The sequence below is a fragment of the Fundidesulfovibrio magnetotacticus genome (assembly GCF_013019105.1).
In the GTDB taxonomy this organism is placed as follows: domain Bacteria; phylum Desulfobacterota; class Desulfovibrionia; order Desulfovibrionales; family Desulfovibrionaceae; genus Fundidesulfovibrio; species Fundidesulfovibrio magnetotacticus.
The window spans coordinates 92,469-114,089 of the sequence record NZ_BLTE01000016.1; the positions used below are offsets into that span (position 1 = coordinate 92,469).

18 protein-coding genes are annotated in these 21,621 nt (G+C 70.0%); 8 read left to right on the forward strand and 10 right to left on the reverse strand.

The window, feature by feature from the left end:
• Positions 1 to 113: 113 nt before the first annotated feature.
• On the reverse strand, positions 114 to 1,538 hold the full coding sequence (locus NNJEOMEG_RS16245) for a ferredoxin reductase family protein (RefSeq protein ID WP_173086338.1): 1,425 nt from the start codon (positions 1,536 to 1,538) through the stop codon (positions 114 to 116).
• Between the two features lie 158 nt (positions 1,539 to 1,696).
• Positions 1,697 to 4,384 carry a cation-transporting P-type ATPase gene (locus NNJEOMEG_RS16250; RefSeq protein ID WP_173086340.1) on the reverse strand — a complete coding sequence of 896 codons (2,688 nt, stop codon included), beginning with the start codon at positions 4,382 to 4,384 and terminating at the stop codon, positions 1,697 to 1,699.
• Positions 4,385 to 5,085: 701 nt separating this feature from the next.
• On the opposite strand from NNJEOMEG_RS16250, the gene NNJEOMEG_RS16255 reads away from it, so the two are divergent.
• Positions 5,086 to 5,334 (forward strand): hypothetical protein, encoded by a 249-nt coding sequence (locus NNJEOMEG_RS16255; protein WP_173086342.1) that lies wholly within the window; start codon positions 5,086 to 5,088, stop codon positions 5,332 to 5,334.
• Between the two features lie 290 nt (positions 5,335 to 5,624).
• Here the strand turns inward: NNJEOMEG_RS16255 and NNJEOMEG_RS16260 are convergent, their stop codons facing one another.
• The 6 genes from NNJEOMEG_RS16260 to NNJEOMEG_RS16285 form a co-directional block, all read right to left on the reverse strand.
• Positions 5,625 to 5,960 (reverse strand): hypothetical protein, encoded by a 336-nt coding sequence (locus NNJEOMEG_RS16260; RefSeq protein WP_173086344.1) that lies wholly within the window; start codon positions 5,958 to 5,960, stop codon positions 5,625 to 5,627.
• 375 nt (positions 5,961 to 6,335) lie between these two features.
• Positions 6,336 to 7,190, reverse strand: a complete 855-nt coding sequence (locus NNJEOMEG_RS21040; RefSeq protein WP_173086346.1) for a response regulator — start codon at positions 7,188 to 7,190, stop codon at positions 6,336 to 6,338.
• A gap of 96 nt (positions 7,191 to 7,286) precedes the next feature.
• Positions 7,287 to 7,913, reverse strand: a complete 627-nt coding sequence (locus tag NNJEOMEG_RS16270; protein ID WP_173086348.1) for a putative antibiotic biosynthesis monooxygenase — start codon at positions 7,911 to 7,913, stop codon at positions 7,287 to 7,289.
• A 20-nt stretch (positions 7,914 to 7,933) separates the two neighbouring features.
• Positions 7,934 to 9,343, reverse strand: coding sequence for a guanine deaminase (gene guaD, locus NNJEOMEG_RS16275; protein WP_173086350.1), 1,410 nt, complete (start codon positions 9,341 to 9,343; stop codon positions 7,934 to 7,936).
• Between the two features lie 244 nt (positions 9,344 to 9,587).
• Positions 9,588 to 10,679 (reverse strand): glycerol dehydrogenase, encoded by a 1,092-nt coding sequence (locus tag NNJEOMEG_RS16280; RefSeq protein WP_173086352.1) that lies wholly within the window; start codon positions 10,677 to 10,679, stop codon positions 9,588 to 9,590.
• Positions 10,680 to 10,692: 13 nt separating this feature from the next.
• On the reverse strand, positions 10,693 to 11,715 hold the full coding sequence (locus NNJEOMEG_RS16285) for a sensor domain-containing diguanylate cyclase (RefSeq protein WP_173086354.1): 1,023 nt from the start codon (positions 11,713 to 11,715) through the stop codon (positions 10,693 to 10,695).
• 244 nt (positions 11,716 to 11,959) lie between these two features.
• Here NNJEOMEG_RS16285 and NNJEOMEG_RS16290 point away from each other — a divergent pair, with 244 nt between their 5' ends.
• The 6 genes from NNJEOMEG_RS16290 to metK all read left to right on the forward strand — a co-directional run bounded on the left by NNJEOMEG_RS16290 (position 11,960) and on the right by metK (position 18,666).
• Positions 11,960 to 13,513 (forward strand): sensor domain-containing diguanylate cyclase, encoded by a 1,554-nt coding sequence (locus NNJEOMEG_RS16290; protein WP_173086356.1) that lies wholly within the window; start codon positions 11,960 to 11,962, stop codon positions 13,511 to 13,513.
• Between the two features lie 233 nt (positions 13,514 to 13,746).
• A complete protein-coding gene (locus NNJEOMEG_RS16295; protein ID WP_217270591.1) occupies positions 13,747 to 14,712 on the forward strand; it encodes an ABC transporter substrate-binding protein in 966 nt (321 codons plus the stop codon).
• Between the two features lie 12 nt (positions 14,713 to 14,724).
• A complete protein-coding gene (locus NNJEOMEG_RS16300; protein ID WP_173086358.1) occupies positions 14,725 to 15,564 on the forward strand; it encodes an ABC transporter permease in 840 nt (279 codons plus the stop codon).
• A complete protein-coding gene (locus NNJEOMEG_RS16305; protein ID WP_173086360.1) occupies positions 15,561 to 16,391 on the forward strand; it encodes an ABC transporter ATP-binding protein in 831 nt (276 codons plus the stop codon). Before NNJEOMEG_RS16300 ends, NNJEOMEG_RS16305 begins: the two co-directional genes overlap by 4 nt.
• 98 nt (positions 16,392 to 16,489) lie before the next feature.
• On the forward strand, positions 16,490 to 17,353 hold the full coding sequence (gene panC, locus NNJEOMEG_RS16310; protein ID WP_173086362.1) for a pantoate--beta-alanine ligase: 864 nt from the start codon (positions 16,490 to 16,492) through the stop codon (positions 17,351 to 17,353).
• 140 nt (positions 17,354 to 17,493) lie between these two features.
• Complete coding sequence (metK, locus tag NNJEOMEG_RS16315) at positions 17,494 to 18,666, forward strand: methionine adenosyltransferase (protein ID WP_173086364.1); 1,173 nt, start codon at positions 17,494 to 17,496, stop codon at positions 18,664 to 18,666.
• 88 nt (positions 18,667 to 18,754) lie between these two features.
• Here metK and NNJEOMEG_RS16320 read toward each other — a convergent pair whose 3' ends face one another.
• Both NNJEOMEG_RS16320 and chrA read right to left on the reverse strand, forming a co-directional pair.
• Positions 18,755 to 19,858 (reverse strand): chromate transporter, encoded by a 1,104-nt coding sequence (locus NNJEOMEG_RS16320; protein WP_173086366.1) that lies wholly within the window; start codon positions 19,856 to 19,858, stop codon positions 18,755 to 18,757.
• Positions 19,859 to 19,864: 6 nt separating this feature from the next.
• Positions 19,865 to 21,013 carry a chromate efflux transporter gene (gene chrA / locus NNJEOMEG_RS16325; protein WP_173086368.1) on the reverse strand — a complete coding sequence of 383 codons (1,149 nt, stop codon included), beginning with the start codon at positions 21,011 to 21,013 and terminating at the stop codon, positions 19,865 to 19,867.
• A gap of 205 nt (positions 21,014 to 21,218) precedes the next feature.
• Here chrA and NNJEOMEG_RS16330 point away from each other — a divergent pair.
• The coding region (locus tag NNJEOMEG_RS16330) for a hypothetical protein (protein ID WP_173086370.1) at positions 21,219 to 21,621 on the forward strand (403 nt) is incomplete at its 3' end.

Genomic DNA, 21,621 nt, shown 5'->3' on the forward strand with positions numbered 1-21,621 from the left:
GGCCGCAACAATCGCGGCCGGTCCGAGACCCGGGCCGCCTGCCGGCCTGCACAGCGAGGCGCCTGGGCTTGGCTTGCTTGCCTCCCCGCGCCGGTACCCGCGAATTCTTTCCGTCACACCAGGTTGAAGTCCTCGATGAGGATGTCCAGGGGGGATACGCCCTCGTCGAGCAGCCGGGCGGCGAGGGCCTCCATCATGGGGGTCGGGCCGCACAAAAAGAAGAGCCTGCCGGGGAAGCGGTCTCCCAGGACGTCCCGCATGTGGGGAATACCGAAGCGCCCGTGGGTCTGGCTCTCGTGGAGCACGTAGTCGAATCCCGCCTGGCGGGCCTGCTCCAGCCCGCCCAGAGGGCTTTGCTCCGCCTGGGCGCGAATGTCGTCGTCGAAGCTCGCCTCCTCCCTGGTCCGGCAGACGTAGAACAGGGCGATCCGGGGGGCCGTCCAGTCGCTGGAGAGCTCCGGATGCCTGGCCTTGAGCTGGCTGTCCATGCCGTCGGGGCGCAGGCGCTCCTCGGAGTGCAGGGCCACGTGCCACATGCCGATGAACGGGGTGATGCCGATGCCGCCCCCGATGAACACGCAATCCCTGCCCCGGTTGAAGAACGGCTCGCTGAACCGCCCGTACGGCCCGTAGACGTCGGTCCTGTCGCCGGGGGCGAGGTGGGCGAGCGATCTCGTGTGGTCGCCCACCTCCTTGATGCCCAGCTTGAAGCGGCCGTCGGGCGAGTAGCCGGACGCGATGGAGTAGGGATGGGGCTCGGGGGGGATGGGCGGGGTGCGGATCACCAGGTAGACAAACTGGCTGGCCTTGAAGTCAAGGGGTCTGCCCAGGGGCCGCAGCGTGATCTCCCGCGCGCCCCCCACGGTCTCGATGGACTCCACCGCGTAAGCGTGGCGGGGGCCGAAGCGCTCGTAGAGCAGGCGGATGTACACCCAGGAGGCGGCGCCCGCCAGGAGCATGCCCCAGAACGCGACGCGCAGGGGGGCGTAGCGGGCCACGTCCGCGTCCACCAGGTGCACGTGGACCATCACCAGCAGGAAGACGGGCCCGAGCCATCCGTGCAGGCGCTTCCACGCCTCGTAGCGCATGATGAGCCGCAGGGAGAGGGCCACCAGGGCGCACAGCGCGATCAGGGCCGCGAGGCCCAGGTCCTTGCCGAGGGCGTAGCGGTCCTGGAGGGTCGCGGCGGGGGCGAAGTAGCCCAGGTACGCGGACACGTCCGGCAGCCTGTGGGCGGCGAGGAAGAGGGGGTGCGGGGCCAGGACCAGGCAAAGCAGCTTACCCAGCCGTTTGTGCACCTGGTAGACCTTGTCCAGGCCGCCGAAAAGGTCCTCCAGGGCCCGGAAGCGCGCCGAGAGCACCAGGCACCAGCACATGAGCGTGGTGGCGCTCAGGGAGGAGGCCTTGGCCACGTACTTGAAGCCGTCGTCGAACCAGTCCTGGTGGAACCATTTGCAGGCGATCCACAGGCCCAGGACCGCGCCGACGGAGACCCACACGGGCCAGAACCTCAGGTGAAACCGCGACGTCGTCAGCATGGAATCCTCCGCCATCCGCCGGGCGTGGCGCGGCGTCGCCCCGTGGCGGCTTTGACCGCGCCGTGTCCCGGCAGCCGAACCCCGCGTCCGGTCGGCGCGGGAAGCCGGAACCCGCAAGCCTTGTCGAAACTCCAGTCCCCGTTCCCGCCGCCGCGACGCTAGCCGCGCCGGAGCCGCTTCTCGAACTCCACCGCGAAATAGCCCGCCACCCCCGCGAACGCGGCCTTGATCCAGCTCAGGCCGCCCACGGGGGCCGAGTGGAACATGGCGTTCATGAACGGGAGATACGTGAACAGCACCTGCAGGACCATCATCAGCACGAAGCCGCCCAGCAGCCACCTGTTGGTCCAGAAGCCGAGCTCGAAGGCCGAGCGGGTGAAGGAGCGGCTGTTGAAGAGGTAGAACGCCTCCACCAGCACGAACACGTTCACGGCCACCGTCCTTGCCTGGGCCTCGCTGCCGGAGGAGGCCAGCTCCCACTGGAAGAAGCCGAAGGAGGCAAGCAGCAGGATCGCGCCCACGAGCACAATGCGCGCCACGAGCTGCCTGTCGAGAATGGGGTGGTCGGTGCGGCGGGGCGAGCGCTCCATCAGCCCGGGTTCCTTGGGCTCGAAGGCCAGGGTGAGCCCCAGGACCACGGCGGTGGTCATGTTGATCCAGAGGATCTGCACGGGAAGGATGGGCAGCGCCGCGCCCAGCAGCACGGCCACCAGGATGACGAGCCCTTCGCCCAGGTTGGTGGGCAGGGTCCAGACGATGAACTTGAGCAGGTTGTCGTAGACGCCCCGGCCTTCCTCCACGGCGGCCTCGATGGTGGCGAAGTTGTCGTCGGTGAGGATCATGTCCGAGGCTTCCTTGGCGGCTTCCGTCCCGCCGCGCCCCATGGCCACGCCGATGTCGGCCTGCCGGAGGGCCGGGGCGTCGTTGACGCCGTCCCCGGTCATGGCCACCACCTCGCCCCTGCGCTGCAGGGCCGAGACGAGCCGAAGCTTCTGGTCGGGGTCCACGCGCGCGAAGATGTCGGTGTTCGCGGCGGCGGCGGTCAGTTCGTCGTCGGGCATCCCGGCCATGCGCGCCCCGGTCAGCACGTCGCAGGAGGCGGGGGTCGCGCAGGACCTGCCGCCCAGGCCCAACTTGCCGCCGATGGCGGCCGCGGTCAGGGCGTGGTCGCCGGTGATCATCTTCACGCGCACGCCCGCCGCCCTGAAGGAGGAGACGGCGGCCAGGGCCTCGGGCCGGGGCGGGTCGATCATGCCTTGCAGGCCGAGGAATTCCAGGCCGGAGGAGATGTCCCGGTGGTCCACGGTCGCGCTCCCGGGGGGCAGGCGCTTGCGGGCCATGGCCAGCACGCGCAGGCCCCGGGAGGCCATCCGTTCCGCCTGCGCGTGCACGGCGGCCGCGTCGAGGGGGGCGGGAGCGCCGTCCGCGAGGAGCCGGGTCGCGGAGCGCGCCAGCACCGGCTCCACGGCCCCCTTGACGTAGGCCACCGGCTCCAGCCCCTCCCGGCCGTGCAGCGTGGCCATGTACTGGTGCTGCGACTCGAAGGCCAGGGTGTCCAGGCGCGGCAGGCGCAGGGCGGCCTCGCTGGCGTCGATCCCGGCCTTGCGGGCCGCGACCAGGAGCGCGGCCTCGGTAGGGTCGCCCACCACCGTGCGCTCGCCCCCGGCCTCGTCGATGCGCGTGTCGTTGCAGAGCGCTCCGGCCAGGAGCGTCTCGGACAGCGCCTCGCTGGAGAGGTCACCCCCCTCGATGCGTCCCTGCGGGTCGTAGCCCGAACCGCTGACGGCGTAGGCCTCCCGCCCGGCGTAGAGCGCGGTGACGGTCATCTGGTTCTGCGTCAGGGTGCCGGTCTTGTCCGAGCAGATCACCGTGGCCCCGCCCAGGGTCTCCACGGCGGGCAGCTTGCGGATGATCGCGCCCCGTGCGGCCATGCGCGAGACGCCGATGGCCAGGATCACGGTCACGGCGGCGGGCAGCCCCTCGGGGATGGCCCCCACGGCCAGGGCCACGGCGGCCATGAACATGTCGGCGGCAGGTTCGCCACGGAGCACGCCCGCCAGGAAGGTCAGGGCGGCCAGGGCCAGGATGGCCCAGAGCAGGAAGTTGCTGAAGGCTTCGATCTTGCGCGTCAGGGGCGTGGCCAGATCGTCGGCCTGGGCCACCAGGTGCGAGATCCTGCCGATCTCGGTGTCCAGGCCGGTGGAGACCACGATGCCCGTGGCCTGCCCGTAGGTGACCAGGGTGGAGGCGTAGGCCATGTTGCGCCGGTCTGCCAGCACCGTGGCCTCGGGCAGGGGGGACGTGTCCTTCTCCACGGGGAGGGATTCGCCCGTGAGAGCGGACTCGTCGGCCTGGAGGTTCCGGGCGGCGAGCAGGCGGAGGTCCGCCGGGACCTTGTCCCCGGAGCGCAGGAGCACGATGTCGCCCGGGGTCAGGGCTTCGGCCGGGAGGCGCTGCATGGTCCCCGAGCGGAGCACGGTGGCTTCGGTGACCATGGACTTCGCCAGCGCTTCGAGCGCCCCGGCGGCCTTGGCCTCCTGCAGGTAGCCCACCACGGCGTTGATGAGCACCACGCCGAGGATCACCAGGGAGTCCACCGGCTCGCCCAGCGCGGCCGTGACGAAGCCGGCGCCGAGGAGGATGTAGATCAGCGGCTGGTGGAACTGCAGCAGGAAGCGCCTGAGCGGTGTCTTCCCCTTGCGGGGCGCGATGGCGTTGGGGCCGAACCGCAGGAGGCGGCGCTGGGCTTCCTGGGGCTCCAGACCTTTGTCCGGATCGGAGGCGAGGAGCTCCACCGCCTGGGGGGCTTCCAATGTATGCCAGTTCTTCTCGTTCAAGGAGTCCATGATGTCACCTCGCTCCAATGGCCGGAGGCCATCTAAGCGGGATAATACACCGGCGGGTGTTTTTTGTCATGTTCGAGCGGGCGTGGGGCGTGAGTGCGCGGAGATCCACGACGAACGGGCGGCCGTCGCAACGGCAGGCTCCAGTCCACGGGGGACGTGCCCCGCTCCAGAAGCCCCACACCGCGCTCCCGGGTGAGCCCCTCGTGCAGGGGCGGGCGGCTCTGTCGCATGTTGCAAAGATGGCCGTGGTACTCGGTGCGCTCCATGCGCCCTCCGCGTCGGCATTCGTGGCAGAGGCCGTGCAGCGCCATCTCCAGTTCGGCGCGGTGATCCCGGAGAAAGGCCGACGCCCACGAAGAGCGGCCCGGTCAGGCAGACCAGCGCGTTGTCCAGCCGCCACACCCTGTGGACGCCGGTCACGCTTCCGGCCATTGCCCATGCTCCGTTTTCCTCACCGGCGAGGCCCCGGGAGTGTGAAGCTCGCGCCCCTGGCGAATGCCGCACGGAGGCGTCCCATTGCTCGCGTCCGGTCTGCCAGGCAGGCGTTGGCCAGGGGTCCCCTGGCGACATAGCCGGTTTTGGCGACTTCTTATGGATGATGCCTATTTCAGGGCGCCTGGCGGCCGCCAGGCCAAACGATTTGTTCTTGCCATGAACCGGGGATAAATAAACCCCCAAAATCTTCTTCCGGAAGCAGCACAATGCTTCTCTCACGTGACCAGGAATCCCTTTCCGGCCCGGCCGTGGAATCACAGCCCCCCTTCCAGGTGGAGACTCTCCTGGAAAAAGGGAGCGGAGTCCGCAACGAGGACGTGCTCCTGCGGGAAGGCAGGCTTTTGGGCGTTTCCGACGGGGCCACGAGCCTTGTTAAGGAGAGCCTCCCCGAGGGCCTGTCGGGCCGCTGGCTGATCACGTGCAGGATCTTCATGCGGCATCCTTCGGGAGGCTGAGAGCGGGGCGCGCAGGCCGGAGAAATCGGCCAGGCCGCAGGGCGGGTTGCGTCCTCCCGAAGACTAACCCCAGGATCGACGGCCGTGCAACCACCGCTTCGGCTGGGCGTATCCGGGAACGCGGGCAGCGGGGGGACTCCCCGCAAGGAACCCCCGGGCGTTGCGGCGGCATAGGACGCGAGACACGGCGCCATGGCGCGCCGGAGGATGCCAGGACCCGGCATCAGGCCCAGGAATGCGAAAGGGCCGAGGAACGACGCCCCCGGCCCCTGGACGGCAAGGGGCGCGCGCTACAGCTTGATAAGCGTCAGCCCGGCTTCGTTCTTTTCGAGCTTGAACTTCTGGCCCTCCTGGAAGTCGATCCCGGCCAGCATGTTGGCGGTGATCACGATCCTGCCGCCACGGAAGACCGGGGAGGTGTTTCTGGTGCGGGTGGAAGCGCCGGCAATGGCGAGGTATTCCTTTTTTTCCTGGATGAGCTTGAAAAGGTGATTCTTCAGCGTCGGCTTGGACTGAATGCCGAGTTCGAGCATGATTTCCTTTTCGTTCCTTCCTTCCTTGATCAGCGTGTAAAGCTTTTCACCGTCGTACTTGGCTTCGATTTTCTGGCCTTTCACAGCGGGCATATGCAATCCTCCGGGTGATTTTGTTTGCTCAACATGATCGTATCGTTTGTTTGTCGCCGGTCAAGCAAAAAGATAAAACTGCGTCCGGCATTTGCCGTTGAAGACACGGAATCATATGGCGCACGGGTTGCGAAACATGTCGGCAAGGAGCACGGTCATGGAAGTTTCCGACGCTTCGCTTCCGGCCGGGGCGGGGTCGGCTGGTGCGCAAACGCGCAGAACGGCCCGTTCAGTCTTTCGGCCAGGGCGGGGCGGGATGGCCCGGTGGGCGGGCGCGAAGGCGCAAAGCGGCCCGTTCAGGCTTCCGGCCGGGGCGGCGGCCCCGTGGGCGCGGGGGCTTGACGGGGGCTGTCGCGGAGCGGACCCTTGCCCGCGTCAGGACTTCTTCAGGGCGCTGGCCAGGACGCGTTCCAGCGCGGCGGGGGTGAAAGGCTTGGGCAGGAAGGCCGACGCACTGTGGCGTCCGGCCTGGAAGACGTTCTCCAGCGTGCTTTCGCTGGAAACCAGCACGAAGGGGGTGTGCGCCAGCTTCGGGTCGGCCCGCACCGTGTCCAGGAAATCCAGGCCGGAGCGCCCGGGCATTCTCAGGTCGGAGATGATGAGCCCCACGGGGCGCGATTGCAGCATGGCCAGAGCCTCGGTGACGTTGGCGGCGCATTCGACCTGGGTGAAGCCCATGTGCGCCAGGTGCTGCTTCACCACGTGGCGCATGCTGACGGAATCGTCCACCACGAGAACGGTGACGGATGCCCTGCCGGGCTCGTGCGCCGGGTGGGCCTCGGTGAAGAGTTCATGGTCGATGACGGGGCCGCAGGCGATCGTCGCCGTGTGCGGCGCGCCGCGGACCACGCCCAGCAGCTCGTCCACGGTGTCGATGAAGAGCTGGGCGCAAAAGGGCTTGGCCAGCACGGCGGACACCCCGTGCAGGGCCGTGTCCACGGCTGCGAGGCCCTGGCGTCCGGCGAGCGCCAGGAACCGGGCCTCCCGGAAGGCCTCCTGGCGGCGCAGGGCCTCCAGCACGGACAGGTCGGGAATGCCGCCGTGGTCAACGTCCACCACGGCCAGGTCCACCGGCTCGCCCCCGTGTCCCCCGCCCGCCTGGCTGGCGTAGGCCTCGGGCGACCCGGCCTCTGCCACGCGCGTGTGGCCCGACTCCCGCAACCTGCGGGCCAGGGCCTCGCGGATGCGTTCCGAGGGCTCGATGAGCGCGATGCGGTGGTCGGTCTTCATGGGCCTGCGCGTCTCCTGCGTTGTCCGGCAGTTCGCCGAGCATCCCCATGCTATCGACCGTATGGATGGTGTCAACACGAATCATCGGATTTCTATTCACCGGAAGAGCGTCGCCAGTCCGGCCAGCAGAAGCAGCACCGCCGCCAGGCCGCCCAGGTGCAGCGCCCGCTGCCGGACCGGATCGGCCGTGAGCCACGGCCCGAACACCTTGTTGAGCGCGGGCATCACGCACCACTGCAACAGGATCACGCTGAGCGCGTTGCCCACCAGCATGGAGAGGGCGAAGCCCATGGGCGTCAGAAGCCGCCCGGGGAAGAAGGACAGGAGCATCACCGTGGGGTAGAGCCCCAGGAGCACCACAAGGGCCGTCTTCCAGCCCGGAGGGGCCTGGGCGCCCACGCACCCCGCGAACCAGGCCCCGAAACCGCCCGGGGCCAGTTTGAGGGTGAAGCGCCCCACGGCGGCCCGCAGGCGTTCCACCAGGCGGGCCCGCTCCGGGGAGTCCAGCCAGGCGCGCAGGGAGGGCTCGTCCTCGAAGGTGACCACGGCCACCCAGTCGCCCGCGCGGCCTCCCGGAGGCGGGTAGACCTCCGTGCCCACAGAGCCGGGGAAGGCCCCGGAGGCCTCGGAGACTTCCCGCTGCCATTCCATGAACCAGGGCACGTCCCGTTCCGTGACGTGCTGCACCACCACCGCCGTGGCCTTGGAGACGCGCATGTCCATGAAACCGCTCCTTACACTCTCTAGGAAGGCGTGCGCTTGTGGGCGCGCGCCCCGGCGATCCAGGTTTCGTCCACGTTGCGGTCGTCGCCCACGGCCATGATGCCGAAGAGGAGCTGGGCCGCCTCGTCCACGTTGGCGGGCGCGCCGCCGGGCACGGCCAGGGACTGCCTCCAGGCCATGGCCAGCTGGCCCGCGTTCCAGTCCAGGACCACGAAGTCGGCCTCCTTGCCCTTGTCGAAGTTGCCCAGCACGTCGTCCAGGTAGAGCGAGTGCGCCCCGCCCAGTGTGCCCAGGTAGAAGGCGCGGTAGGGCGAGAGCTTGTTGCGCTCGGCCTCGGCCAGGTCCTGTTCGCGGGGGTTCACGGAGCCGTCGAGCATGGTGTTGTTGCACATGCCCACCTTGTAGGCCTCCTCCATCGCCCGGATGAGGCTGAAGGAGTTGCCGCCGCCCATGTCGGTGCCCAGGCTCAGGCGCACGGGGTTGGCGGGGTCCTTGGCGCGGCCCAGGCGGAAGAGGCCGCTGCCCAGGAAGAGGTTGGAGAGCGGGCAGAAGCTCACGGCCGCGCCGGCCCGGGAGAAGCGGCGCATCTCGTCGTCGGAGAGCCACACGCCGTGCCCGGCCGTGAACTTGGGGCCGAGCAGGCCGTGCTTCTCGTGCACCTGGGTGTAGTCGGTGCAGTCGGGGTATTCCTGGCGCGCGGTGCGTATCTCCGAAGGGTTCTCAGAGATGTGGGTGTTGATCCAGCAGTCGGGGTATTCCTTCTTGAGCCGGGAGCAGGCCTCCATCATCTCGGTCGTGCAGCCCACGGCGAAGCGCGGGGTGATGGCGTAGAGGTTGCGCCCCTTGCGGTGGTATTCCCCGATGAGCCGCTTGGACTCCGCGTAAAAGGCCTCCGGGGTGATGAGGAAGTCCTCGGGGGCGAAGCGGTCGATGCCGGTGAGCCCGGCGATCACGCGCATGTTGCGCCGGGCGGCCTCGGCGAAGAACTCCTCGGTGGAGACGGGGCTCGAGGTAGTGAAGGCCTGGCAGGTGGTGGTGCCCCCGGCCAGGAGGGCGTCGAAGAAGCGCCCGGCGGCCTCGCGGGCGTACTCGCGGTCGGCGTACTTCAGCTCCTCGGGGAAAATCCACTTCTGGAGCCAGTCCAGCAGCTGGTTGCCGTAGGCCCCCAGCACGCGAACCTGCGGGAAGTGGATGTGGCCGTCGATGAACCCGGGCAGGATGAGCCGGTCCGGGATGTGGGTCACGGCGATGCCGGGATGGCGGGGGGACACCTCGTCGAAAGGCCCGAAGTCCGCGATGATCCCGTCCTTGACCACCAGCAGGCCGTCGGGGAGGAACCTTGCGGCGCGGCTTTCGTGGCCGGAATGCTTCCATGGGTCGTCGATGAGGTCGAAGAAGATGCCTCGGATGGCTTGGGTCGCGCCGTTCATGGTGAGCCTCCGTATGGGACTGCCGGGGCGCCCCGGCGTGGCGGTTGGGGGGATGCGGCCGGGAGAGGGATTCTCGAACGGTTGAGAGCTATTCTCAAAGAGATAACACGTCCAGGGGGGCTCGCCAAGTGGGCGCGGCCTTTTCCGTGGAAAGGCCCGCCAACTTGGCGATCTCCGGGCGGGCTACGCCCGGCGCGCGCGGCCCAGGGCGCTGGATGTCGCGGATGGCGTCGCCCACATCCGGCTACGCTTTGCGTGCGCGGCCCAGGGCGTCGGCGGCGAGCAGGGCGTTGAGCACCGCGCCGGGCGAGATCTCCACGGGCTCGTTGTGGATGGATTCCCCGGGCTCGCAGGCCTTGCGGGCCACGCGCTCCAGTTCCTCCCGGGTGACTCCGGGCAGGCCCAGGGCCTCGAAGGTGGTGGGCAGGCCCAGGGCGGCGCACAGGGCGTAGACCTCCTCCATGAGGGCCGCTGGCTTGTCCGTGAGGAAGAGCGAGGCCAGCACGCCGAAGGCCACCTTCTCGCCGTGGTGACGCGCGCGGGCGGCGGGCAGGGCCGTCAGGCCGTTGTGGATGGAGTGGGCCGCGCCCAGGCCGCCACTCTCGAAGCCCAGGCCGCTCAGCAGGGTGTTGGCCTCCACCACGCGCTCCAGGGCGGGCGTGACCACCCCGGCCTCGCAGGCCGTGAGGGCCTGGGGACCCCAGTCGCGCACGGTCTCGTAGCAGAGGCGGGAGAGGGCGTGGGCCGTCATGGAGCCCGTGCCCCCGGGGATGTTGCGGCCGCGCCCCGCCCGGCAGGAGTCGGCCTCGAACCAGGTGGCCAGGGCGTCGCCCATGCCCGAGGCCAGGAAGCGCGCCGGGGCCCGGGCGATCACGGCCGTGTCCACGAGCACCAGGTCCGGGTTGCGGGGCAGCACGTCGGCGCGCCGGAACTCCCCGGCTTCGGAATAGACCACGCAGACCGAGCTGCACGGCGCGTCGGTGGAGGCGATGGTGGGCACGGCGGCCGCGCGCAGGCCCAGGCGCGCGGCGGCGGCCTTGGCCGCGTCCAGGGTTTTGCCCCCGCCCAGGGCGCAGACGCTCTGCGCGCCGAAATCGCGGGCCAGGGCGGCCAGACGGTCGATCTCGGCGTCGGTGCACTCGCCGCCGAAGCGTTCGGCGCGCACGGCCCCGGCCCGGGCGAGGCCGGGCAGCAGGCCGGGGACCAGGCGCTCCAGGGGACTCGGGGAGGCCACCAGGAGGTGGCGGTCGCCCAGGCGGGCCAGTTCGTCGCCCAGGCGTTCCAGGGCGTCGGCCCCCTGCACGTAGCGGCCGGGGAAGAGCGTGGTGGTGATCATGCGGTGGCTCCTGTCATCTCGGTGCGTTGGAGGCCTTGCGGCCGCGCTTTTCGCGGTACATGGCGCGGTCGGCCTTTTCGAGGAGGTTTTCCAGGTCGCGGGCGTCCTCGGGGAAGAGCGCCAGGCCGATGCTGGCGTCCAGGGCCAGGCGGGCATCCTCGAAAAGGAAGGGTTTGCGGATCTCCCGGGCGATGCGCGCGGCGGCCTGTTGGGCGCTCTGGCGGTCTGGCGCCTCGGCCAGGATCACCCCGAATTCGTCCCCGCCCAGCCGCGCCACGGTGTCGGCGTCGCGGGTGGCGCTCCGGGCGCGCTGCCCGGCCTCGCGGATGGCGGCGTCCCCGGCGCGGTGGCCGTGCGTGTCGTTGATGGCCTTGAGGCCGTCCAGGTCGAAGTTGAGCACGCCCACGGGTTTTTCGTTGCGCCCGGCCTGGGCCAGACACAGGCGCAGGCGGTCGTAGAACAGGGCGCGGTTGGCCAGCCCCGTGAGGCTGTCCCGGGTGGCCAGGCGGTAGAGCTCCCGCACCTCGTACTTGGCCGAGAAGTACATGGCCGCGCCGATGAGCCCGGACATCAGCTCCAGGATGCGCAGGTGCTCCGCGTGGAACACGCGCGGCTCGGGCGAGACGATCTTGAGCACGCCCACGGGCGTCTCGCCGTGCACCAGGGGGGCGACCACCATGGAGCGCAGGCCCACCTTGCGGCAGGCCTCGCGGTCCACGCGCGGGTCGTCCTCGGAGTCGTCGCAGGCGAGCGCCTTGCCTCCGGCCACGCAGAGGCCCGAAAGGCTGGATTCGCGCCGCAGGCGCAGGCCCAGCTGCCCGGCGGCCAGGCCCGTTGCGGCGCGGTAGACCATCTCCTCGCCCTCGGCCAGCTCCACGATGGCCCCCGCCGCTCCGGCGAGGTTCTGGACCCGTCCGGCCACCAGCTCCATGATGGCCCCAAGGTCCAGCCCCAGGCGGGCGACCTCGGTCTGGGTTTCGATGATGGAATAGAGCACGTCCTGGGAAAGGTCGGCACGGTGGTCCGCATCACGCATCGGGTCCCCCTGTCGAATGCTGCGAAGCGCAGCCTGGAGCAGGGCGGCTTTGCCGCCCGTAAGCGGCTCCCGCAAACCCCGTTTCGGGGTTTGTCATCAAGCTGCGACGGGCGCGTCTCGCCCGACCCCGCGACACTATCCGCGAGGTTTCCCGAGGGCAAGCGTTCGGCCGTTCCGATGCTTTGACAGTCCGATGCGTCTCCCCTATGGAAGACGCCGGTCATCGTCCTTTTTGTGGTGGCTCATGGATACGCGTACCGTTCTTCTGCTGCTCGCGCTCGGCTCGTTTGTCGTCTGGGCGATCCTGCTGGCCTTTCAGGCCGGGATGCCCCACGCGCGGCGCATCCCGTACTGGACCGCGGCCAAGTTCCTTCAGGGAAGCGGTTCCCTGGGCCTTTGGCATTTCGGCCCCTCGCCCGATCCCGCCGTCGTGCTGGCGGCCAACCTGCCGCTTCTGCTGGGCTGCGCGGGCGAGGCCTGGGCCGTGCTCCATCTCATCGGGCGCACGGTCTCGCCCGAGGTGCGACGCGCCGTGGCCCTGGCCGTTTGCGCTTTGTGCGCGCTGAGCGCGCTCCTGGGGCCGGGGGATCGTTCCACCGTGGTGTTCGCCCTGCACGCCGCGCTCTACGGCCTGCCCGCCTGGCCGCTCCTGGCCGCCACCGGCGAGCGCCGCGCCCTGCGCGCCCTGCTGGGCGGCTGCTTCCTGCTCATGGCGCTGCTCTTCGCCTCCCACGCCTTCTGGCTGGCCGCCTCGCCCCTGGCCGCGTCTCGCGAGTTCCTGTCCGTCACGTACCGGGCCGTCCCCCTGGCCACCTACTGCATGCTCCTGGTGAGCGGCTTCGCCATGCTGCTCCTGGCAAAGGAGAAGGCCGACGAGGCCCTGAGCGACGCCCAGCGCTCCATTTCCCTGAAGGAGGAGCAGTACCGGCTCATCGTGGACACGGCCAACGAGGGCGTGCTCTCCATGGACCGCGAGGGCGTGGTGGTCTTCGCCAACGGGCGCATGGCCCAGTTGCTGGGCTGCCACCCCGGGGATCTCCCGGGGCTGCGCTACGCCGACCTCCTGGCCCCGGGGGCGGAGGCCTCGCCGGGCGGACCGCCCGACGGCGCGAGCGAGGCCCTTCTGCTGCGCGGGGACAAGGAGCCCCGCTGGATGTCCGTCTCCGCCAGGACCGTTCGCGACGCCTCGGGCACGCTCACGGGCTCCTTCGCCATGTTCACCGACATCACGGAGAGCCGCCAGGCGCGGCAGGACCTGGAGGAATACCACCGCAAGCTGGAGGCCCTTTCGGTCACGGACGGGCTCACCGGCATCGCCAACCGCCGCCGCTTCGACCAGGCCCTGGCGGAGGAGTGCTCCCGGCACGCCCGCACCGGAGCGCCCCTTTCCCTCATCCTGCTGGACCTGGACCACTTCAAGCGCTTCAACGACGCCCACGGCCACGTGGCGGGCGACGAGTGCCTGCGCCGCGTGGGGGCGCTTCTCGGGGCGAGCGCCTCCCGAGGCGGCGACCTGGCCGCGCGCTACGGCGGGGAGGAGTTCGTCTGCATCCTTCCCGCCACGCCGTACGAGGGGGCGCTCGAAGTGGCCCGGGCCATCCGCCGGGGCATCGAGGCCCTGGAAATTCCCGGCGCGCCGGGGGGCGTCACGGCCAGCCTGGGCGTGCTCACGGACCATCCCGGGCCGGACTGCGAGCCCCGCGAGCTGCTGCGCCGCATCGACCGCCTGCTCTACAAGGCCAAGGCCGGGGGCAGAAACCGCATCGAGGGTCAGGGGCCGCGCGAGCCCGAAGCCTGATCCGCTCCGGCCGCTCACGGCCGCTCCGGGAGTTCCAGGCCTCGCCCGGACCGAGCCGCCGCCGGAGGCGCTCCCGGCGTACCCGGCGCTCCGTCGCCTCGGCGTGCGGCGCGCCCCGCGTTTGACGCGCAGGCGCCCGCCGTGTATGAAAGGGAAATCCTCAGTCTCCCTGTATTTCGACAGATTTGTTAAGCCCGGGTCCGTTCAAACCGTCCGAAACGGGAGGAATCACCGTGCCGCGCACCCTCGCCGCCCTGCTGGTCCTGCTCTGCGTCCCCTTCTCCAGCGCCTTGGCCGCCGACGTGGTGCGCCTGGGCAACCTGAAGTTCGCCCACTACGGGGCCATCGCCTATATGAAGGAGATCGCGCCGCAATACGGCCTGGAGATCCAGGAGCGCGTGTTCCCCAAGGGAATCGACATCATCCCTGCCATCATCGCCGGGGAGATCGACGCGGCGGCCAGCGCGGCCGACGGGGCCGTGGCAGCCCGGGCCACGGGCGTGCCCGTGCTGGTGGTGGCCGGGTTCGCCAAGGGCGGGGCGCGCATCGTGGGCCGCGGGGACATGAAGTGGTCCTCCGTGGCCGACCTCAAGGGCAAGAAGGTGGGCGTGGCCCGGGGCGGAGCGCAGGAGCTGGTGCTCCTGGCCGAGCTGGACAAGCACGGCCTCAGCTTCTCCGACAAGGGCGACAAGGACGTGCACCTGGTCTACATGGCCTACGCCGACATCAACCAGGCCCTGCTTTCCAGGAACATCGACGCCATGTGCCAGTCCGAGCCGCAGTCCTCCCAGGCCTTGAGCCAGGGCTTCGGCGTGGAGATCATCAAGCCCTACGACACCCCCCTGGGCGAGCCGGTGCGCACCCTGGTGATCACCGAGAAACTCTACGCCAACAAGGACGTGGCGGAGCGCTTCCTCAAGTGCTTCGTGGCGGCCACCAAGTTCTTCATCGACAACCCCGACAAGGCCCAGGCCTATGTTCGCGAGAAGATGTTCAAGGGACAGCTCTCCGATGAAGACTACCGGCAGGCCCTCGAGAACTCGCCCTTCAGCTACGACGTCACCGCGGACCACGTGCAGACCACCATCGACATGATGGTCAAGTACGGCATCGGCAAGCTGGCCAACCCGCCCAAGGCCGCCGACTTCGTGAAGCTGGACCTCCTGGCCAAGGCCAGGAAAGACCTGGGCATCCAGTAGGACTCCGGGCGCATGGGCAAGGCGGACCTCGACGCGCCGGGCCTGGCCGCGCGCCTGGCGCGCGCCCTGGCCGTGCCGGTGGCGCTCCTGGCGCTGTGGCAGCTGGCGGCCGTCTCCGGGCTGGTGAACCCGCACATCCTGCCCTCGCCGTGGCAGGTGCTCCGGCGCTGGGCGGCCTACGCCAGCCCCACCGAGCCCCTGGCCCAGGGCATGAACCCCCTGGCCTGGGCCTTCTCCGGCGAGTTGCCACACGACGCCCTGGCCACCGCCGTGCGCGTGGCCGTGGGCTTCGCTATCGGGGCCGGTCTGGCCCTGCCGCTGGGACTGGCCATGGGCTCCTTCGACCGGGTGTACAACCTGCTCAACCCGCTGCTCCAGGTGCTGCGGCCCATCCCGCCCATCGCCTACATCCCCCTGGCCATCCTCTGGTTCGGCCTGGGCAACCCGCCCGCCTACTTCCTCATCAGCCTGGGGGCCTTCTTCCCCGTGCTCATGAACACCATCGCCGGGGTCCGCCAGGTGGACCGCATCTACATCCGCGCGGGGCGCAACCTGGGGGCCGGGTCGGCCACCATGTTCACGCGCATCATCCTGCCCGCGGCCACGCCGCTCATCCTCACGGGCATGCGCGTGGGCGTGGGCGTGGCCTTCATCTGCGTGATCGTGGCGGAAATGATCGCCGTCAACGACGGCCTGGGCTTCCGCATTCTGGAGGCGCGGGAGTTCTTCTGGTCGGACAAGATCATCGCGGGCATGCTCACCATCGGGCTCATGGGCCTGGCCATCGACACGTGCATGGACCGCCTCAACGCCCATCTCCTGCGCTGGCACAGGGGGGCCGGGGGCCGATGAGCGCCCTGGTGACGAACACGGCCCCCGGCGCGCCGCTCGACGTGGTCCTGCGCGGCGTGGGCAAGCGCTTTCCCGGCAGGGACGGCGAGGTGCTGGCCCTCACGGGCATCGACCTGGACGTGCGCCACGGCGAGTTCCTGTGCATCCTGGGTCCATCGGGCTGCGGCAAGTCCACGCTGCTCAACGCCATCGCGGGGTTCGCCCTGCCCTACGACGGCGCCATCACCGCCAACGGCGTACCCGTCGTTCGCCCAGGACCGGACCGGGCCATGGTCTTCCAGGAGTACGCCATCTTCCCCTGGATGACGGTGGCCCAGAACGTGGCCTTCGGCCTGAAGATCAAGGGGCTGCCCCGGACGGAGATCGAGGCCCGCGTGGACGCCCTGCTGCGCAAGTTCCAACTCCAGGACTTCCGCGACCGCTTCCCCAAGCACCTCTCGGGCGGCATGCGCCAGCGCGTGGCCATCGCCCGCGTGCTGGCCCTGGATTCGCCCATGCTCCTCATGGACGAGCCCTTCGGCGCGCTGGACGCCCTCACCCGGCGCAACCTCCAGGACGAACTCCTGCGCATCTGGATGGAGTGCGGCAAGACGGTGCTCTTCGTCACCCACAGCATCGAGGAGTCCATCGTGCTGGCCAACCGCGTGGTGGTGATGACCTACCGGCCGGGAACCATCAAGCGCGTGGTCCCCGTGGAGATGCCCTATCCGCGCGACCCGGCCTCGCCGCGCTTCGCGGAGCTGGCCCGGGAGCTCTCCGGGCTGGTGATGGAAGAGCAGATGCGCCACGAACAGGCCGAGCGCGCGGCGGGGGACGGCCCGGACTAGCGGCCAGGCCGGGCCTTGGCGGGGGCCGCCGGACGTGCTAGCCCTGGGTGGCGTCGCCCGTTGCGCCCTCATCCCACGCCTACCCTGCGAGGCCTTCCATGCAGATCGTCACGTCGCCCAAGGAATTTTCGTCCGTCTGCCGCGCCTGGCGCGCCCAGGGGCACACCCTGGCCCTGGCCCCCACCATGGGCTACCTCCACGCCGGGCACCTCTCGCTCTTCACCTGGGCCAGGGCAAACGCCGCCAAGGTGGCCGCCACCATCTTCGTCAACCCCACCCAGTTCGGCCCCGGGGAAGACCTCGACCGCTACCCGCGCGACCCCGAGGGCGACGCCGCCAAGGCCCGCCAGGCCGGGGTGGACCTCCTCTACATGCCCCAGGCCCGCGACATGTATCCCCAGGGCTTCGCCACCACCGTGAGCGTGGCCGGTCTCACCTCCGGGCTCTGCGGCCGCTCGCGCCCCGGGCACTTCGACGGCGTGGCCACCGTGGTGACCAAGCTCCTGGTGCAGGCCCTGCCCGACGTGGCCGTGTTCGGCCGCAAGGACTGGCAGCAGCTGGCCGTGATCCGCCGCCTCGCGGCCGACCTGGACCTGCCCGTGGCCATCGAGGGACGCCCCATCTTCCGCGAACCCGACGGCCTGGCCATGAGCTCGCGCAACGCCCTGCTCCCGCCCGAGGAGCGCGCCCAGGCCCCCCACGTGCGCAAGGGCCTGCTCCTGGCGCACGAGATGGTCGCGGCCGGGGAGCGCTCGCCGCGCAAGGTGGTCGGGGCCGTGGAGGACTACTACCGCTCCGCCATGCCCCTGGCCCGCACCGACTACGTGGAGTGCGTCCACCCGGAGACCATCCAGCCCGTGGGCGACGCCTCCGGCCCGGCGCTGCTGGCCGTGGCCGTAAAGTTCCCTGGCGCGCGGCTCATCGACAACGCCCTGCTCGCCGGAGAAGAGGACCAATCGTGAGCGACCACAAGAAAATCGCTCCAGACATTTGACAACCCTTCCGGTCTTGTGACACATGGCCTAGCGGCCTTCACCGGCCGCCATCCTTCGCCTTTTCCATCGCCGAAACCGGCGAATCATCTTCCGCGGGAGGAACATTCATGGTCGCCGCTTCCAAGGGCAAGTATCTTTTCACTTCCGAATCCGTGACCGAAGGCCATCCGGACAAGGTCGCGGACCAGATCTCCGACGCCGTTCTCGACACCATCTTCAGCCAGGACCCCGAGGCCCGCGTGGCCTGCGAAACCCTGGTGACCACCGGCGTCGCGTTCATCGCGGGCGAGATCACCACCTCCGCCTTCGCCGATTTCGCGGGCATCGTGCGCGAGACCGTGAAGAACGTGGGCTACAACAGCTCCCAGATGGGCTTCGACTGGGAGACCTGCGCCGTCATCTCCTCCATCGACAAGCAGTCCGCGGACATCGCCCAGGGCGTCGACCGCACCAAGCCCGAGGAGCAGGGCGCCGGCGACCAGGGCATGATGTTCGGCTTCGCCGTCAACGAGACCGACACCCTCATGCCCGCCCCCATCTACTACGCCCACAAGCTCTCGCGCCGTCTGGCCTACGTGCGCAAGGAGAAGATCCTCGACTTCCTGCGCCCCGACGGCAAGACCCAGGTCTGCGTGGAATACCAGGACGGCAAGCCCGTGCGCATCGACAACATCGTCGTCTCTTCCCAGCACGACGAGAACGTCAGCTACGAAGACCTGGTGGACGCCATCAAGCACGAGGTGATCCTCAAGGCCCTGCCCGAGAACCTGGTGGACAAGGGCACCAAGATCTACATCAACCCCACCGGACGTTTCGTGATCGGCGGCCCCCTGGGCGACTGCGGCCTCACCGGACGCAAGATCATCCAGGACACCTACGGCGGCATGGGTCACCACGGCGGCGGCGCCTTCTCCGGCAAGGACCCCTCCAAGGTGGACCGCTCTGCGGCCTACTTCGCCCGCTACGTGGCCAAGAACGTGGTGGCCGCCGGCCTGGCCCACCGCTGCGAAGTGCAGATCGCCTACGCCATCGGCGTGGCCGAGCCCGTCTCCGTGCTGGTCAGCTCCGGCGGCAACAGCGAGTTCTCCGACGAGGCCCTCACCAAGGCCGTGCGCGAAGTCTTCGACATGCGCCCCTACTTCATCACCAAGCGCCTGGACCTCAAGCGCCCCATCTACCTGAAGAGCTCCTGCTACGGCCACTTCGGCCGCGAGCTGCCCGAGTTCACCTGGGAAAAGACCGACGCCGTGGCGGACCTCAAGACCGCCATGAAGATCTAGTCCCGCCAGGCGGAAGCCATTCCGGGGCCGGGAGGACGTGCGTCCTTCCGGCCCTTTTTCGTGCCCGGCCAGGAACCTCGCGGCGGGCTCATCCGTAAAGCGCCACCCCCGCCAGGGCCGCCGCCAGCGCCACCCACACGCGCCCCGCGCCCCAGAGGCTCGCCGCCAGGGCCGCCGACGCCAGGGCGATGCCGGACGCATCCCAGGCGCGTCCAGCGGCCGTCAGGGCGGCCAGGCCCGCCGTGATGCCGCAAAGCACGGCTCCGGTCCCGGCCAGGGCCTTGCGCGCCCAGGGGCTCGCGGCAACGGCATCCATGCAGGGCGCGGAGGCCAAAAGCGTCAGCGCCGCGGAGAGCGCGGCCCCCGCACCGGCGGCCAGGGCGCCGGGCAGTCCCCGGGCCAGCATGCCGCACCCGGCGGCCAGCGCCGCAGCCGGACCGGGCACGGCCAGGGCCAGGGCCGCCAGATCCGCGAAAGCCCCGGGCGCGAGCCAGTGCCGGGCGCGCACGTAATCTCCCGAGAGCAGGGGCCAGGCCCCCGCGCCGCCCAGTCCCCAGAATTCGGCCTTGAACGCCGCCAGGAAAATCCGTCCCAGCCCCGGGTCCAGGAGGAAGACGCCCCCGGTCGCGGCGGCCAGGACCCCGAAGAGCGCCAGGAAGCGCCAGGGCCGGAGGCAGGCGGGGTCGGGGGAGGGAGGGGGCGCCACGGCCTGGGCTGGCTCCGGCAGCAGGAGCACCCCGATCACCGCGCCGCCCAGGAGCATGGCGAAAGGCTTGAGCCCCAGGAAGAAGAGCCCGCCGGTGCAGACCGCCAGCCCCGCGCTCACCAGCCTCCCGGGCAGGCGGCGCAGGCCGTCCAGGGCCAGGCCCGCCAGCACGCCGGGCAGGGCCGCGCCCAGGCCCTGCAAGGCCGCGCGGGGCCAGGGCTGGGTCCAGAAATCGCCGGGAAGGGAGGCCAGCTCGGCCAAAAGGAGCATCCCGGGCAGGCAGGCGGCCAGGGTCGCGGCGACGAGGCCGGGCGCTCCGGCCCGGGCGTGGCCTTCCAGGGCCGCGCGTCGCGCCGGGGCGTCGCCGGGCCAGAGACTGGGCAGGCCGGGGCACAGGTCGCGCGGCATGGCGCGCAGGCCGCCTGGGGAGAGCCCGGCGGCAAGACCACGGAGAATAGCGTCGAGAAGCTTGCGGAAGGTGTTCATGTCTCCTCAGCAGATCAGGGCGGCCAGGGCCGCCGCGCCCAGCACCACCCAGTAGACCGCCACCCTGGCGGCCAGCGCCCCCAGGGAGAGGGCCAGGATGAGGGCGGTGCGCCAGTCCCAGGCCACGGCCTTTGAGAGGGTCCAGCTCACGGCCACGATCATGCCCCCCAGGGTGGCCAGCACGCCCGAGAGGGCCTGGCGCGCCCGGCGCGAGCCGATGATGGCCCCGCGGTAGTGGGAGGCGGCCAGCACCACCACGAAGGAGGCCGCGAACACCCCGATCGCGCCCACCAGCGCCCCGGGCACGCCGCGCACCATGTAGCCCATGAAGGCCGAGGCCAAAAGGCTCGGCCCCGGGGTCACCTGGGCCAGGGCCATGCCCTCGATGAACGTGGATTCGTCGATCCAGCCCCGGTACTCCACCACCTCGGCGTACATCACGGGGAACACGCCGAAGCCGCCGAAGGCCAGCATGTCCACCTTGATCATGGACACGGCCAGCTGGAAGAGCAGCCTGTCCCAGACATAGAGCGCCCCCAGGCAGGCCAGCTGCACCAGGCCCACGATCACGGCCAGACGCAGCGCGCCGTCGCCCTCGGGGCCTTCGCCCGCGTCGGGGGCCGGTCCCGGGTCCAGGAAGAGCATGCCCAGCACGGCCGCGCCGCCCACGATGGGCACGATGCCCGCGCCGCCCAGGAAGAGCGCCGCCGCGCCCGCCGTGAAGGCCTGATGGCGGCGCGTGGGGGCGAAGCGCTTCACGAAGTCCAGGCAGGACATCAGGCAGATGGCCAGCACCACCACCTTGAGGCCCATGTACACGGCCTGGGCCAGGGGCGCGTTGCGCGTGCCCATGTAGAAGCTGGAGAGCCCCAGCATGAGCAGGAAGGCCGGGGCCGAGAACCCGGCGTAGGCGGCCAGCGCGCCCCAGAGCCCGCGCAGCTTGAGCCCGATGTAGGCCGCCAGCTGCATGAGCGTGCCGCCGGGGATGAGCTGGCAGAGGCCCAGGCCCAGGCGGAATTCCTCACGGCTGACGAAGCCGCGCTTCTCCACGGCCTCGCGACGCATCATGGGCATCATGGCCGGGCCGCCGTAGGCCGTGGCCCCCACGATGAAGAAGCTCTTGAAGATGGTCCAGAGGCTGGTGCGGGGGGGCATGAGGTCTCCTGCCGAACGAATTCCGGGCAGGATACGGCGAAGCGAGCGATTTGAAAACGGGTCCGGCGCGGTTGGGTTGGGCATATTTTTTCAAGTTTTTACCCACATAGCGCTATGTGGGGAGACGTGGGCGGATTTTTGGCTATCCTCCTCGATCAACCGGCGCATGGTCCAGCCGGAAAACCAATGGAAGGAGGAACAATCCATGTGGACCGAGGAACGCATCAGGGAGAACCAGGCCAAATACGAGCGCATGCTGGACGCCGCGTTCGGGCCTGACTCCGGGAAGGAGGCGGCCGCCGAAATGCCCCAGGCCGTGCAACAGCCCGTGAGGGAGCCGTCGTATCCGTCCTATGAGGACGTGTATGCCGCGCTCGCCTGCGACAAGGAGGCCCTGGAACTTTTCCAGGACGGCTGGGAAGACACCTTTACGCCCTACGACCTGGGGCCGCCCCCCGGCGACACGGCGGGCCAGTTGCGCTGGTACATCCTTCGCGACCTGAACGAGCACCACCACAAGCGCCACCGTCTCGACTTCGAGGACGCCAGGAAACACCGCACCCGGCAGCGGGTGGAGCAGCTGTTCCGCAAACTGGCGGCCCTCGATC

What these genes read in the sequence shown, in the direction of transcription:
- NNJEOMEG_RS16245 (WP_173086338.1), bottom strand. Translation starts at nt 1,538, where the DNA reads ATGCTGACGACGTCGCGGTTTCACCTGAGGTTCTGGCCCGTGTGGGTC.
- NNJEOMEG_RS16250 (WP_173086340.1), bottom strand. Translation starts at nt 4,384, where the DNA reads ATGGACTCCTTGAACGAGAAGAACTGGCATACATTGGAAGCCCCCCAG.
- NNJEOMEG_RS16255 (WP_173086342.1), top strand. Translation starts at nt 5,086, where the DNA reads ATGCTTCTCTCACGTGACCAGGAATCCCTTTCCGGCCCGGCCGTGGAA.
- NNJEOMEG_RS16260 (WP_173086344.1), bottom strand. Translation starts at nt 5,960, where the DNA reads ATGCCCGCTGTGAAAGGCCAGAAAATCGAAGCCAAGTACGACGGTGAA.
- NNJEOMEG_RS21040 (WP_173086346.1), bottom strand. Translation starts at nt 7,190, where the DNA reads ATGAAGACCGACCACCGCATCGCGCTCATCGAGCCCTCGGAACGCATC.
- NNJEOMEG_RS16270 (WP_173086348.1), bottom strand. Translation starts at nt 7,913, where the DNA reads ATGGACATGCGCGTCTCCAAGGCCACGGCGGTGGTGGTGCAGCACGTC.
- guaD (WP_173086350.1), bottom strand. Translation starts at nt 9,343, where the DNA reads ATGAACGGCGCGACCCAAGCCATCCGAGGCATCTTCTTCGACCTCATC.
- NNJEOMEG_RS16280 (WP_173086352.1), bottom strand. Translation starts at nt 10,679, where the DNA reads ATGATCACCACCACGCTCTTCCCCGGCCGCTACGTGCAGGGGGCCGAC.
- NNJEOMEG_RS16285 (WP_173086354.1), bottom strand. Translation starts at nt 11,715, where the DNA reads ATGCGTGATGCGGACCACCGTGCCGACCTTTCCCAGGACGTGCTCTAT.
- NNJEOMEG_RS16290 (WP_173086356.1), top strand. Translation starts at nt 11,960, where the DNA reads ATGGATACGCGTACCGTTCTTCTGCTGCTCGCGCTCGGCTCGTTTGTC.
- NNJEOMEG_RS16300 (WP_173086358.1), top strand. Translation starts at nt 14,725, where the DNA reads ATGGGCAAGGCGGACCTCGACGCGCCGGGCCTGGCCGCGCGCCTGGCG.
- NNJEOMEG_RS16305 (WP_173086360.1), top strand. Translation starts at nt 15,561, where the DNA reads ATGAGCGCCCTGGTGACGAACACGGCCCCCGGCGCGCCGCTCGACGTG.
- panC (WP_173086362.1), top strand. Translation starts at nt 16,490, where the DNA reads ATGCAGATCGTCACGTCGCCCAAGGAATTTTCGTCCGTCTGCCGCGCC.
- metK (WP_173086364.1), top strand. Translation starts at nt 17,494, where the DNA reads ATGGTCGCCGCTTCCAAGGGCAAGTATCTTTTCACTTCCGAATCCGTG.
- NNJEOMEG_RS16320 (WP_173086366.1), bottom strand. Translation starts at nt 19,858, where the DNA reads ATGAACACCTTCCGCAAGCTTCTCGACGCTATTCTCCGTGGTCTTGCC.
- chrA (WP_173086368.1), bottom strand. Translation starts at nt 21,013, where the DNA reads ATGCCCCCCCGCACCAGCCTCTGGACCATCTTCAAGAGCTTCTTCATC.